Annotated in this window: 14 protein-coding genes; 4 read left to right on the top strand and 10 right to left on the bottom strand. The window is 63.3% G+C overall.

Annotation, left to right across the window (positions count from 1 at the left end; translation table 11 throughout):
* Positions 1–275 precede the first annotated feature (275 nt).
* Positions 276–422 (bottom strand): hypothetical protein, encoded by a 147-nt coding sequence (locus P1U55_RS14555; protein WP_301048354.1) that lies wholly within the window; start codon positions 420–422, stop codon positions 276–278.
* 142 nt (positions 423–564) lie between these two features.
* Here P1U55_RS14555 and greA point away from each other — a divergent pair, with 142 nt between their 5' ends.
* Positions 565–1,035: a transcription elongation factor GreA gene (gene greA / locus P1U55_RS14560; RefSeq protein ID WP_301048355.1), complete on the top strand. Its 471-nt coding sequence runs from the start codon at positions 565–567 to the stop codon at positions 1,033–1,035.
* A 31-nt stretch (positions 1,036–1,066) separates the two neighbouring features.
* The gene (locus P1U55_RS14565; RefSeq protein WP_301048356.1) at positions 1,067–2,125 is read left to right on the top strand and encodes a hypothetical protein; all 1,059 of its coding nucleotides are present in this window, start codon (positions 1,067–1,069) and stop codon (positions 2,123–2,125) included.
* 158 nt (positions 2,126–2,283) lie between these two features.
* On the opposite strand, the gene P1U55_RS14570 is transcribed toward P1U55_RS14565, so the two are convergent.
* Genes P1U55_RS14570 through P1U55_RS14595 form a run of 6 tightly spaced genes read right to left on the bottom strand, consistent with a single transcriptional unit; the run spans position 2,284 to position 7,425 of the window.
* Positions 2,284–2,859: a GNAT family N-acetyltransferase gene (locus P1U55_RS14570; protein ID WP_301048357.1), complete on the bottom strand. Its 576-nt coding sequence runs from the start codon at positions 2,857–2,859 to the stop codon at positions 2,284–2,286.
* A complete protein-coding gene (locus tag P1U55_RS14575; protein ID WP_301048358.1) occupies positions 2,856–4,970 on the bottom strand; it encodes a molybdopterin-binding protein in 2,115 nt (704 codons plus the stop codon). The genes P1U55_RS14570 and P1U55_RS14575 overlap by 4 nt, the downstream gene beginning before the upstream one ends.
* Positions 4,963–5,481: a molybdopterin-guanine dinucleotide biosynthesis protein B gene (mobB, locus tag P1U55_RS14580; protein ID WP_301048359.1), complete on the bottom strand. Its 519-nt coding sequence runs from the start codon at positions 5,479–5,481 to the stop codon at positions 4,963–4,965. The genes P1U55_RS14575 and mobB overlap by 8 nt, the downstream gene beginning before the upstream one ends.
* Positions 5,478–6,068: a molybdenum cofactor guanylyltransferase MobA gene (mobA, locus tag P1U55_RS14585; protein ID WP_301048360.1), complete on the bottom strand. Its 591-nt coding sequence runs from the start codon at positions 6,066–6,068 to the stop codon at positions 5,478–5,480. The genes mobB and mobA overlap by 4 nt, the downstream gene beginning before the upstream one ends.
* Entirely contained in the window at positions 6,065–6,601 is a 537-nt protein-coding gene (locus P1U55_RS14590) for a hypothetical protein (RefSeq protein ID WP_301048361.1), read from the bottom strand. Before P1U55_RS14590 ends, mobA begins: the two co-directional genes overlap by 4 nt.
* Positions 6,598–7,425, bottom strand: a complete 828-nt coding sequence (locus P1U55_RS14595) for a formate dehydrogenase accessory sulfurtransferase FdhD (protein WP_301048362.1) — start codon at positions 7,423–7,425, stop codon at positions 6,598–6,600. The genes P1U55_RS14590 and P1U55_RS14595 overlap by 4 nt, the downstream gene beginning before the upstream one ends.
* Positions 7,426–7,493: 68 nt before the next feature.
* Here P1U55_RS14595 and P1U55_RS14600 point away from each other — a divergent pair, with 68 nt between their 5' ends.
* Both P1U55_RS14600 and P1U55_RS14605 read left to right on the top strand, forming a co-directional pair.
* Positions 7,494–8,201: an AzlC family ABC transporter permease gene (locus tag P1U55_RS14600; RefSeq protein WP_301048363.1), complete on the top strand. Its 708-nt coding sequence runs from the start codon at positions 7,494–7,496 to the stop codon at positions 8,199–8,201.
* Positions 8,198–8,530: an AzlD domain-containing protein gene (locus tag P1U55_RS14605; RefSeq protein WP_301048364.1), complete on the top strand. Its 333-nt coding sequence runs from the start codon at positions 8,198–8,200 to the stop codon at positions 8,528–8,530. The genes P1U55_RS14600 and P1U55_RS14605 overlap by 4 nt, the downstream gene beginning before the upstream one ends.
* Positions 8,531–8,536: 6 nt before the next feature.
* On the opposite strand, the gene P1U55_RS14610 is transcribed toward P1U55_RS14605, so the two are convergent.
* The 3 genes from P1U55_RS14610 to P1U55_RS14620 all read right to left on the bottom strand — a co-directional run bounded on the left by P1U55_RS14610 (position 8,537) and on the right by P1U55_RS14620 (position 12,166).
* Complete coding sequence (locus P1U55_RS14610) at positions 8,537–9,124, bottom strand: hypothetical protein (protein ID WP_301048365.1); 588 nt, start codon at positions 9,122–9,124, stop codon at positions 8,537–8,539.
* A gap of 344 nt (positions 9,125–9,468) precedes the next feature.
* Positions 9,469–11,019, bottom strand: coding sequence for a DHA2 family efflux MFS transporter permease subunit (locus P1U55_RS14615; protein WP_301048366.1), 1,551 nt, complete (start codon positions 11,017–11,019; stop codon positions 9,469–9,471).
* Positions 11,006–12,166: an HlyD family secretion protein gene (locus tag P1U55_RS14620; protein ID WP_301048367.1), complete on the bottom strand. Its 1,161-nt coding sequence runs from the start codon at positions 12,164–12,166 to the stop codon at positions 11,006–11,008. Before P1U55_RS14620 ends, P1U55_RS14615 begins: the two co-directional genes overlap by 14 nt.
* Positions 12,167–12,204 lie beyond the last annotated feature (38 nt).

The raw sequence follows: 12,204 nt of genomic DNA on the forward strand, positions 1-12,204 counted from the left end.
CAGGCAATCAGATGGTTTCTGGGCTCAATTCTGGCAATTTGCAGGCAGCCCCGGCGTGTTGGCGGCGCTTTGATAGGTGGGCCTCAAAAAGTCCTGCACCTGCCCTGCGGTGCTATGGGCAATGCCGCTGGCGCACAAAAGGCGAACATGGAAAATCGGCCCAACCGATAGCCCGCTCTGCGCGATGAGGGGCCAATCCCGGCCAAGCCCACCGCGTGGATCAACTCGCTCTTGGGCAGCACAAAGAGCGGCGCCGCAACAGCCAGGGCAAGCCATCATCCGCGTTGGACGAAAAACGGCCTTGAGCCGGGCAGCGTTGCGCCCATCTCCATGACCCATGCCACCGAATTGCCCTGCACCACCGCCACAAAAAACAGCCTCGCCGGGAAATACCGCGCCACGAATCTCAGAAGGTTGCTCATCTTCCGCCTGTTGCCTCGTGCCTGACCGTTTTTCCGCCACCCCGCCGGGGTAACCGTTTCGGGACTATTGACTTTCCCCACCCCGATTGAGTTAAGGCGGGGAGTGTTACCATTTCTCCCAAGGTAAAAGCCAAGGTTTCCGATGGACAAGATACCGATGACCCGCGCTGGCCACAGCGCTCTGGACGCCGAGCTAAAAACGCTGAAAAGCGTCGAACGCCCTGCCATCATCAAGGCAATCGCCGAGGCCCGTGAGCACGGCGATCTGTCTGAAAACGCTGAATATCATTCCGCCAAGGAGAAGCAGAGCTTCATCGAAGGCCGGATCAAGGAACTCGAAGGCGTGCTCTCGCTGGCCGAGGTGATTGACCCGTCCCGCCTTTCTGGGTCCATCAAGTTTGGCGCGACAGTGACCATCGTTGACGAAGACACCGATGAGGAGAAGTCGTTTCAAATTGTCGGGGAACACGAGGCCAATATCGACAAGGGCCTGCTGAACATCAAATCACCCATCGCCCGCGCCCTGATCGGCAAGGAAGAAGGCGATAGCGTTGAAGTGCGCACGCCGGGTGGCGACAAGAGCTATGAAGTGCTGACGGTGAAATACGTCTGAACGATCTGATCGCGCGGAGGGCGTTGCGACGGTGAGCGACACGGAAAACAAGCTGACAACGGGCACCGGCGCCCCATTCCGCACACCGCAAGGGGCGCGCGACGAACCTGCGGGCCCGCGCTTTGGCTCGGCCGATTTCATCGGCATCGGCCTCACGGTGCTTTGGATCGTCGCGGCAGGCGGGTTTTTCCTGCTCGTGCCCAGCGACGAAACCAGTTTCGATCCGCTGATGTTTGTCATGACGCTGTTCGCCGTCTTCATGCCCATCGCGCTGATCTGGATCGCCATCGGCTCCGCCAAATCCGCTCGCATCATGCACGATGAAAGTGCCCGCCTCACAGCGGCGGTGGATGCGCTGCGCCACAGCTACGTTTCCCAACAGCAAAGCCCCGGCTCCGAGGTTGTGCGCGGCGGCATGGAGCGCAAGATTGATGAGTTGGTAACAGCCCAGCGCAATTCCGAGGCCGCACTTGCCCGCATTGCCTCACGCGCCGGGCTGGCCGCCGAGGTGCCGCTGCCCGGAAAGCCTGCCCTCAGCCGCCCCGAGCCCGCGCCTGCCGCCTTGACCGAGGCGCAGCCGACCTTTGATCTTGGTGCCGCGCCTGTGCCGCAAGGGGATCCGATCTCGGTTGAGGAGTTCACCCGCGCGCTGAACTTCCCGGAAAACGAGAAAGACAAGGCAGGCTTCGCTGCCCTTCGCAAAGCCCTGCGGGATCCAAAGATTGCCGGGTTGATCCATTCGGCCCAAGATGTGCTCACCCTGCTCTCCGAAGACGGCATTTACATGGATGACCTCACGCCGGAGCCCGCCCGCCCCGCCGTTTGGCGCAAGTTTGGCCAAGGGCAGCGCGGTGAGGCGATCAGTGGCATGGATGGCGTGCGGGATCGCTCCTGCCTTGCGCTCACCTCCGGGCGGATGCGCGCTGACCCGATCTTCCGCGACGCCGTGCACCACTTTCTACGCAAGTTCGACCAAACCTTCGCCGCCTTCGCGGAAACCGCCTCTGACACCGAAATTCTATCGGTGTCAGAAACCCGCACCGCACGCGCCTTCATGCTGCTCGGCAAGGTCTCTGGCACCTTCGACTGATCCATGCTCTTGAGGGCTTCATCGCCCGCACCCGCGCCAAGGAAGGCTGCGAACACTGGTTGGCGCAAAACGACTCGCCGTATGACGAGGCCAAGAAGGGCAAGATCGCAAACGTTGTGCTCACCGAACTCACCGGCATCGGCGAGTAGGTTCTGGCGCTAAACCTGCGCCACCATCGTCACCGCCCGGCGAAACCCCAAGAGCGGCGCCATCACCCCGGCCCGCACCTCGCCGCGCAGCACGAACCCGCAGCGTTCATACAGCGCCCTTGCTCTCTGGTTGCTCTCCACCACATCCAGCCGCACCTCGCTGCACCCCCGCGCCACCGCCTCGGCCTTTACCGCGTCAATCAGCGCCGTTCCCACGCCGCGCCCGCGTGCATCCTCCGCAACAAAAATCCCGTCCATCAGCAATTGCCCCTCGGCAAGTTCGCGTTCAAACAGGTCGAGCAGTGGACCCCGCCAGGCCGCACCAAACCCGCCGTAATGCCGCGCCAGATCGCTCAACTCACCGGCCAGAAATCCACCGTCCCGCGTCTTGAACCCCGCCACGCCCAACAGCTTTCCATCTTCCACCGCCGAAAGGGCAAAACCCGGCTGTATCATCTCGGTTATGAAACTCAGCGCCTTGGCATCAGGCCGCATGATCCGCCCCAGCTTGCCCTTGAACGCCCCCCAAAACAGCGCTGCCGCCGCACCGCGATGCGCTTCCTCCAGCCCCCGCTTGGTCTTCATGTGATCCCCAGGGCGCCATAGGGGATGAAACGCACCAGATCGCCCGGCGCAATGTCGGTCGCTTCGTCGCCCAGTTCCACCAGCCCCCCGGCCCAGGCCAGCCCCGAAATCCGCCCTGACCCTTCCGAGCGGAACACCTCCACCCGCCCCTCCTTGAGCCTTGCGCGCAAATATTCCCGCCGTCCCGGCTTCTTCTGTTTGGCAAAGCCCGCAGGCACCGCAAAGCCCTCCGGCTCCAGCCACACGCCCCCGGCCAAAACCTCCAGCGCGGGCCGCGCGAAGATCGCCGCGCATACCAGCGCCGCCACCGGGTTGCCCGGCAGACCAAACACCGGCATCCCACTCCATTGCGCCAGCGCCAGGGGCCGCCCCGGCTTTAGTGCAATCCGCCATGCCGTCAGCTTGCCTTCCTCGCGTAGTAGGGCCGAAAGGTGGTCTTCATCCCCCGCCGATGCCCCGCCGGAGGTGATTACCGCATCTACGACCGCCTCGTCCAAAGCCGCGCGCACAGCCGCGCGGTTATCGCCCACACAGCCCAGGTCCACCGCCTCGTGGCCCCAGCCGCGTAGCAATTCCAGCAGCATCGGGCGATTGGCGTCATGGGTATGGTGCGGCCCCTCTGCCGCCCCCGGCTCCACAATCTCATCCCCGGTTGAAAGAACGCCCACCCGCAACTTTTGGCGCACCGTCACTTCGGGCAGGCCCACCGCCGCAAGCAGCGCCAAATCGGGCGCGCGCAGCCGGTGCCCTGCCCTCAGTAGCGCCTCGCCTGCGCTCACATCCTCGCCCGCCGCCCGCGCATTGGCGCCGGGCCTTGGCGCCCGGTCAAACACCACGCGTTTTTCGTCGCTCGCCACGTCCTCTTGCAGCACCATGGTATCGACCCCTTTGGGCAGCAATGCCCCGGTCAGCACCCGCAAGGCCATGCCCCCTGGCACTCTGCCCGCGAAACTCGCCCCCGCTGCGGCACGCCCTTCGCAAATTGGCAGTTCATAGCGCCCCTTGGCATCCGGCGCGGGAAGGCCACCGTGGGCAAAGCCCCAGCCATCCACCGCCGAGTTGGGCCCCGGCGGGTTGGCCCGCGCCGCCAGTGGCACCTCTGCCAGCACCCGGCCTCCGGCCTTGCCCACGGCTACCCGCTCAACCCCCGTCACCGACGATACAGCCCCGCGCAGCCGTTCCAGTGCCGCGTCCACCGGCACCCAATCAACCCCCGGCGGCAGGGCAAAGCAATCATCCCGTAGCCTAGGCGGCACCAGTGTACTCTCGGCCGCACTCAACGCCGCGCTCACCCGACCATCCGGCAAAACGCCCAAGATCCAGCCCTCCTCAGCCGCGCTCACATCCAGCATCTCGGCCATATCCGCCTCAGCCAAAGCGGCCAATCGCGCCGCCACACCGCGCACTTGCTCACGGTCGGGGATGTCATCGCCGGTTTTCCGGGGTGGCAGTACCAGCGAGGGCCAGATTTCAACCAGCGCCACCGCCTTGTCCACCGGGTCGAACGGCCACACTGCCACTTCCCCGGCAAAACGCCGCCGCAGGCGTGCCAGTACCGGCAGGCCCATCAGCACCTGCGATCCGACCGCCCCCGCGCCGCTCAACTGCCAGCAGGTAAAGGCGCTCTTCGCCAGCTCCTCCACCGCCCGCCGCTCGGCAAACCGTGGCTCCCGACCGCCTTTCTTGCGCAACAGGCCCGACACATCGCGCTTCAGTCCATTGCCCCAAAAGGGTCCACATCCGCCGGTAAGCTTCATGTTGATCTGCCCGGCCAGATCGAACCGGTTGTTACCCGTCGGCGTATCCTCAATCCGCGCCTCCAACCAATCCCAAAGCGCCATTGGATCAGGCTCACCGCAGAGCGCCTCGGCAAAGCCGCGCGGGTATCCGAAGGGGAAATCAAAGCCCATCATTACCCGCCGCTCCGCCGCAAGCTCCGCCTTGATCACTGCGCCAATCGCTGCCTCGGCCACCGCCCGGTTGCGCAGATATTCCGGCTCCTCAACGCCCCCGCCCCGCCGTGCAACCGCCATCCAGATCGCATCCTTCTTCGCAGCCTTCCCCCGGTCATTCCCGCCGGACCAGTCGACCATGACGAAGGTGTCAAACATCGCCGTTTTCACCCCTTGGCCCCAGCCCGACACGCTGCAAAACAAAATCCGCGATTGCGCCCGTGTCATCCAGCGCAAACAGCGGCACCGCCGCCTCTACCGGCTCGTCAGAGGCCACGGCGATGATCCCCTCATCTTCCTCCGCCAAGAGCGTTTTGCGGGTTTCGCTGCGATGCGCCTCGATTCGCATATGTCCCTCGCGCTTGAAACCTTCGATGATCACCAGATCAACCGGCGTAAGCTGCGCCATGAGTTCCTCTACCCCCGGTTCTTCCTCCTCATCCAACTCATGCATCAAGGCCCAGCGCCGCGCAGAAGCGATCAGCACCTCCCGCGCGCCCGCCTCGCGGTGGCGGAATGAATCGCGCCCCGGTTGGTCCAGATCAAAGCCGTGATGCGCGTGCTTGATGGTGCTCACCGAAAAGCCACGGCCCGCAATCTCGCTCACCAGCCGCTCCACAAGCCCGGTTTTTCCGCTGTTCTTCCAGCCCACCACGCCCATCACCTTCATAGCATCGCCTCCGCCGCCGCCAGATCCTCTGGCGTGTTGATGTTGAAGAACGCCCTCGCATCGGCAAAAGTCACCTCCCGCCCGTCATGCGCGTCGGTCCACTGCACCACCCTGCGCAATCCACCCTCCAGCGCGCCGCGCAAATCGTCGCGCAGCGCCACCGGCCAGAGGCCAAAGGTTGGCTGACGCCAGATCTTCCCGCCTTCTTCGGTGGCCGCCAAAACCGGTGCGTCGGGTGCCCCTGCGGCACGCAACCTCTCGCCCAGGTTCTGCGGAACGAACGGTGTATCCGCTGCCGCGCTCAGCACATGGCTCGCGCCCTCACCCGCCGCCCATTCCAGCCCCGCCAGCACCCCGGCCAGCGGCCCCGGATGCCCGCTGATCGGATCGCAAAGCACCGGCAGACCAAACTCGGAAAACCGCGCCGCATCTCCATTGGCGTTCAGCGCCATGCCCTCCACCTGCGGCGCCAACCGCGCGATCACCCTTTCCAACAGGCTCACCCCCCCAAGGCGCAGCAACCCCTTGTCACCGCCGCCCATGCGGGTAGCCTGCCCTCCGGCAAGGATCACCCCCAGCATTTTCATGCCGCCGCCCTCCAGTTCTCGATCCGCGCCCGAAGATCCTCCGGCGTCATGCCCTCTGGCAGCGCCTCGTCGGGCATGGCTATTGTCGTCGCTCCAATCCGCAGCGCCGAGCCGCCCGCCAGCGCAAACACCGCCTGAACCGCCGCCCAGCGCATCCGGCTCTCGCCAAGCTGCGAACGCATGGTAAAGCCCTCCGGCCCAAGCTCCATCTCAGTCTCCCCGGCGATCTGCTGGGCCCTCTCAAACCGCCGCGCAACCCTGCGCGACTGGCGAGACCAAGTGACCTGCCACAGCACCAACGCCGCCAGAAACCCCAGCCCAAACCCAAGGGCCACCTCACCGGGCGGCATCCAGCCAAGCCGCGCCAGGGCATTCCCTCCAAACATGCCAAGCACGCCACAAATGATAAGGACCGCGAAACGCATCCAGGGTTTGCGCACCCTCGGCGGCTTCTCCTTGATCCCGGCGCGCATAGCACGGATGCTGAGTTCCGGGTTCATCCGGCAGCGCAGGCGGATCGGCGCGTCGCTCATTCCGGCCACTCCAGCCGCTCTTGCCCCGAGAGGCAGATAAACCGCTCTCCACGCATCCGGCCCACCAGCGTTAGGCCCACCTTTTGCGCAATTTCCACGCCCCAGGCGGTAAAGCCCGAGCGACTCACAAGCGCCGGAATGCCCATCAGCGCGCATTTTATCACCATCTCGCTGGTCAGCCGCCCGGTGGTGTAAAGCACCTTGTTCGCCGGGTTTGCACCCTCTTGCAGCATCCAGCCCGCCACCTTGTCGACGGCATTGTGGCGGCCCACATCCTCCATATAAACCAACGGTCTCGTGCCCTCGCAAAGCACCGTGCCGTGGATCGCTCCCGCTTCCAGATACAGGCTCGGCATGGTGTTGATCTTATGTGCCAGCGCATAAAGGTCAGCCACACGAACGCGCGCTTCTGGCAGCCGCAGGCCCTCCAGCCCTTCCATCATATCGCCAAAAACCGTGCCAACGGCACAACCACTGGTGCGCACCTTGCGGGCGAGCTTGGCCTCGTAATCAGTTTCCTTCGCCGTGCGGACCACCACAACGGCGAGATCATCATCATACTCCACCGCCGTGGCCTCGCCCCGCGCCAGCATCCCCTGATTGGCCAGAAAGCCCAACGCCAGCAGTTCTGGGTGGTCACCGATGGTCATCGCGGTCACCACCTCGGTGCGGTTGAGGTAAATCGTCAACGGGCGTTCCTCGATCACCCGCATCTCTACCTTCCGGCCCGTCTGATCTCTGCCCACCACGGCGCGGGTGAGGCTCTCGTCCGCCGGATCAGGCCCCAGGATGGGGTTGCTTGACTCGCTCAAGTTTTCTGCCATCGTCCCAACCTCGCTTCCCGGTTTATTGGGCCCGTTTACCACCCTAATTTGCATGCTAAAGGCCCTTGATGGCATCCACCACAGCGAAATCAACCTACGGTCGGGGCTTCCGCGATTCGCTCCCCTTCACCCTTGTGGTCACGCCTTTTGGGGTGATCTTTGGGGTGATCGGCACCGAAGCAGGGCTGAATTTGCTTGAGGTCATGACCTTCACCGTGCTGGTCATCGCCGGTGCCGCCCAGATCACGGCCCTGCAACTGATGGATGACAACGCGCCCACATTGGTGGTGATCGCCACGGCACTGGCGGTAAATGCCCGGATGGCAATGTATTCCGCCTCGATCGCCCCGCATATCTCGGCCGCCAACGGCTGGGCCAAGGCCGCTGTCAGCTACCTGCTGATGGATCAGGTCTACGCCGCCTCGCTGCTGCGTTATGAAGAAAATCCGGGCTGGAGCCTGCGCCAAAAGCTGCTCTATCTCTTCGGCACCGCCACGCCCGTTGCCTTCATGTGGTATATGGGAACGCTGCTTGGCGCTTTGGCCGGGCAAGCGATCCCCGAAGACTGGTCGCTGGATGTGGCGGTGCCGCTGGCGTTTTTGGCCTTGGTCGCGCCCGGCCTGCGCACGCGAGCACACCTGATTGCAGCCTTCGTGGCGCTGGTGGTTTCACTGGTGCTGGCGTGGATGCCCTACTCCGCCGGGGTCGTCATCGCGGGCCTTTGCGGCATGGCGGCCGGGGCCGAGCTTGAGCGCCGCCGCGAGGCCACCGTATGAGCGCCGTCAGCGGCTATCCGATCTGGGCGATCATCGCGGCGCTGGCGGTGGGCACATTCCTGATCCGCTACAGCTTTATCGGATTGATCGGGAATCGCCCTTTGCCGCCCTGGTTGCTGCGCCATTTGCGCTACACTCCGGTGGCTGTTTTGCCCGCGCTGGTCGCCCCGATGCTGGCATGGCCCGCCGCGACTGGCGGTGAAACCGATCCCGCCCGCCTCATCGCGGCGGGGTTGACGGTGTTGGTAGGATGGCGCACCAAAAGCTTGCTCTGGGCCGTGCTGGCAGGGCTGATCAGCTTTTACGCCAGCATGAGCCTGCTGCCCTGAGGGGGCTTAAAACCTGACCTTGCCGTCCGGCTCTTCTTCATTGTCGTAAATCTTGCGCTGGCTCACACCGGGCACCTTGGCGTAATCCGCCATCGCGCGCTTAGGATACCACGTATTGCCAACTTGGGTGAAGCCGGGCAACTGCGCCAAAATCTCGGTGATACTATTGGCGCACTGCGCCTTTGGCACTGCACCGTAGTTTTGCACCAACGCCAAAGCCTTTTGCGCGACCTCCGGGCTGACCTTCACCTCTTGCAACACCACATGCCACTCAGGTCGCGCGTGATAGTCGATATAAAAATCCAGCACCCTGGGGGATACGCCGAACAGCACATCATTGCGCTCGGGAATCATATCGGCCTTGAAGCTACCCGCAGGATCAAAAACCACACGCTGGCTGCCGTTCACGATCAGCCCGCTATGGCCACCCGATCCGTTCTCGTTGGAAATCACAGTAACCAGCGTCAGCGACGGCGGCCCATTGTGCCGATAGATCGCCTGCGCCACCTGCTCATCCGTAGCCCATCTTGGCTCTGCCGCGCCACATGCCGCAAGGGCAAGCGGCAGCAAAATCGCTACAATCCAATGACGCATCTCAAAACAACCTCGTCCCATCCAGCAATCAAGGCTAGTCTAGAGCACCGGTTCATCAACCCGCAACCAGATCCGCGTCAGGGCGAGCTTTAGGTGAGCCGCTCGATGCCGTTTCGGCGTTTGCAGGCTATCCTGGCGAGCGGCGGAAGACGGGGTCGACCGGCCGCACAAGTCGATGCGGGCATGTATCATCGTGGTTAGGCCGCTCCGCACGCGAAGACTTGCCCACAGATTCTTACCCGAAACCTCGGCACCAACAAGAACACTGTTTTAGCTATCGTCATGAGGCACAGAGAAAACGCTCAACGTGTCATTTTGCGCCGCACCGCAAGCGACCATGGCGCCTAGGTGCGGGAGGACGTGGCGCGCCACATGAACCAAGTTGGGACGAGCGCGAGCAGGAAAATACCGCATACGATAAGAAAGCCGTCCTGGAAGGCTGCGTTCGAGGATTGGATCATCACGGTTTGCCCCAGGAACGATGCCGCAGCGGGCAAAAGCTGAGAGTCCGGCAGCCCAGAGGCGTGCAAAAGGCTGGCAACCTTTTGCAAGAGCTCCATGGTCGTGGCGTTGTCGCTGGTCTGGGTCGCGGCAAGGGCATCCGCGTGCATGATCGTGCGCCGTTCGATGAACACGGTCAGAAGGTTCACCCCGAAGGCACCGCCAAGCTGCCGGATGAAGTTAGACGCACCGGACCCCTGGCCAAGAAGATGCGGCGGCAGAACCTTGAGCGCCCCCGATGAAATGGCAGGAAACACGAGACCAAGCCCCACCCGTGAGAGAACCGTCCACCAGGCCAGGGTCCAGAAGGCCGTATGGACATTTGCAGATGCCATCAGCCAGGAGGCCCCGGCAAAAACCGCCATGCCGATGCCGATCATGATCGGTGCAGGCACCTTGTCGGACATACGCCCCGCGATGGGGAAGACCAGCAGCATTGCAAAGCCCGACGGCATCAGAAGAAGACCCGCCTGCGTGGGTGTCAGTCCTTGGATTTGCTGCACGAAGACCGGCAGCAGATAGGTAGAGCCAAACAGCCCCGCCCCCATGATGAAGGCAATGACCGAGGCTGAAGAGAAGGCGAAATTCGCGAAGAGCCGCATGTCGAGCATCGGCTTGGATGTATGCAACTCCCAGGCGATGAAACCGATGACCGAAACAAAGGAAATCGCGAAACCCGACAGGATGATGTTGGAATCCCATCCCAACCGCTGCGCGTTCGACAATGTGCTGAGCAAGACGGCAAGAAAGATCGACAGGATCGCCACCCCGACAAAGTCGAAGGCCGGAATCGGCCCGCTTTCTTCGCGACTGGGCAGGAACAGGTTGGACAGCAGGATGGTGATGCCGGCGAAGGGCAGGCCCAGGTAGAAGACAAAGCGCCAGTCGAAGGCATCCATAAGCACGCCACCGATCCATGGACCCAAAGCCGGGGCCAGCACGACGCCAACGCCATAAATCCCCATGGCCGCGCCGCGTTTGTCAGGCGGAAAGACCTTGAACAGCATGATCATTGCCAGCGGCTGGACAACGCCCGCCGCCGCTCCCTGCACCACGCGCGCCAGCGTCAGCACGGTCTCGTTCGGCGCGACACCCCCAAGGATCGAACCCGCAAGGAATACGCCCATCGCGACACTCATCGTGAGCCGCATCCCGAAAGCGCGGTTCGCCCAATCGGCCAGCAGCATCGTGGCGGTCATCGCCGCCAGAAAGCCGGTCGATATCCATTGAGCCTGCACCGCGCTGATGCCAAACGCCCCCATAACCGCCGGGATGGCGACATTCACGATTGTCGTGGACAACACAACCGAGATGGTCGCGACCATGATCGTGCCGGTCGCAAACCACTTGTAGGAAGGGCCGTAACGCTCGAAGTAGCGGTCAATCTGTGACATCGACATAAACCTCGACCATCATACCAGGCCTAAGCTCTGTGTCGGCAGCGTCGATCGACACACGGATCGGCAGACGCTGTGTCACTTTCGTGAAATTGCCCGAGGGGTTGGGGCTGGGCAGGAGCGCAAGCTGGCTCGTTGCCGCCCCGCCCATCCCGATCACTTCGCCCTCGAACGTTCGGCCCGGAAAGGCGTCAACGGAGATGCTTGCCCGCGAACCGACGTGAACTTTGCCAAGGTCGGTCTCCTTGACATTCGCGTCGATCCAAACGGCATCCGGCGCATGATACATTGCAATGCGGGTCCCCGGCGTCACATATTCTCCGACATCGACAAAGGTCCCATCAACGATGCCGTCGAACTGGGCCGTGATCGTGCGGAGCGCGAGGTCGATCTCCTTCAGGCTGCGGTCGGCTTCGGTGCCCGCACGTCCGGCAAGGGCGGACGCTATCTGGGACTCCAGCACATTCATCTGCTCGCCGTCGGCCTCGACGATGGCCAGACTGGCCTGCGCGCTTTCAATCGCCGCGAAAGCGGCCCGCTCTTGCTGTGTGGCCGTGTCCAAAGCTGCCTGTGACTCGTCCAGGGTTTGTTGCGACGTGATATTCTGCTCGGCAAGCCTGATCGCCCTCTGATGACGGGCGTGGGCGTTTGTCAACACGGCAAGCGATGCCTCATGGTTTGCTTTTGCGGCAGCTATCCCGGCCAAGGCCGCGTCCCGCCGCGCAGACAACTGCTTCTCAAGCAACACCCTGCGCGCCTGAAGCTCTTCCAGTTGTGCGTCAGTTGCGGCAAGTCTCGACAGAACGGCATCAAGCTGAGGCTGCGAATAGGCGCGGTCGATTGCGGCGACAAGATCGCCTTTCTTAACGGTGTCCCCGACGAGCACCGGCATCTCCATGACCCGCCCGGCCACCTCGCTGGATACCGTGACGACCTTCGCCGCGATCCGCGCATCGTTGATGTGCACCTGCGTGAACCGCGCGGCCACCCACGGAGCGGCCAACCAAACGGAAACGGCGACCACGCCGCCGATCACGATCAGTCGGGTCCATCTCGTGCGGCTGCGCCGGGGAGGGCCGGACGGCGCCGGTTTATCCGCGGCGACCTCGTCCGCACTCGCGGCCCCTGCCTTTATGTCATCCATTTTGACCACTGCTCAATATCTCCAATCTGGCCGCGATG

The organism is Vannielia sp. (assembly GCF_029212645.1).
Lineage (GTDB): Bacteria > Pseudomonadota > Alphaproteobacteria > Rhodobacterales > Rhodobacteraceae > Vannielia.

Excerpts from the sequence above, each read along its gene's own strand:
- P1U55_RS14555 (WP_301048354.1), bottom strand. The coding sequence starts at position 422 with ATGAGCAACCTTCTGAGATTCGTGGCGCGGTATTTCCCGGCGAGGCTG.
- greA (WP_301048355.1), top strand. The coding sequence starts at position 565 with ATGGACAAGATACCGATGACCCGCGCTGGCCACAGCGCTCTGGACGCC.
- P1U55_RS14570 (WP_301048357.1), bottom strand. The coding sequence starts at position 2,859 with ATGAAGACCAAGCGGGGGCTGGAGGAAGCGCATCGCGGTGCGGCGGCA.
- P1U55_RS14575 (WP_301048358.1), bottom strand. The coding sequence starts at position 4,970 with ATGTTTGACACCTTCGTCATGGTCGACTGGTCCGGCGGGAATGACCGG.
- mobB (WP_301048359.1), bottom strand. The coding sequence starts at position 5,481 with ATGAAGGTGATGGGCGTGGTGGGCTGGAAGAACAGCGGAAAAACCGGG.
- mobA (WP_301048360.1), bottom strand. The coding sequence starts at position 6,068 with ATGAAAATGCTGGGGGTGATCCTTGCCGGAGGGCAGGCTACCCGCATG.
- P1U55_RS14590 (WP_301048361.1), bottom strand. The coding sequence starts at position 6,601 with ATGAGCGACGCGCCGATCCGCCTGCGCTGCCGGATGAACCCGGAACTC.
- P1U55_RS14595 (WP_301048362.1), bottom strand. The coding sequence starts at position 7,425 with ATGGCAGAAAACTTGAGCGAGTCAAGCAACCCCATCCTGGGGCCTGAT.
- P1U55_RS14600 (WP_301048363.1), top strand. The coding sequence starts at position 7,494 with ATGGCATCCACCACAGCGAAATCAACCTACGGTCGGGGCTTCCGCGAT.
- P1U55_RS14605 (WP_301048364.1), top strand. The coding sequence starts at position 8,198 with ATGAGCGCCGTCAGCGGCTATCCGATCTGGGCGATCATCGCGGCGCTG.
- P1U55_RS14610 (WP_301048365.1), bottom strand. The coding sequence starts at position 9,124 with ATGCGTCATTGGATTGTAGCGATTTTGCTGCCGCTTGCCCTTGCGGCA.
- P1U55_RS14615 (WP_301048366.1), bottom strand. The coding sequence starts at position 11,019 with ATGTCACAGATTGACCGCTACTTCGAGCGTTACGGCCCTTCCTACAAG.
- P1U55_RS14620 (WP_301048367.1), bottom strand. The coding sequence starts at position 12,166 with ATGGATGACATAAAGGCAGGGGCCGCGAGTGCGGACGAGGTCGCCGCG.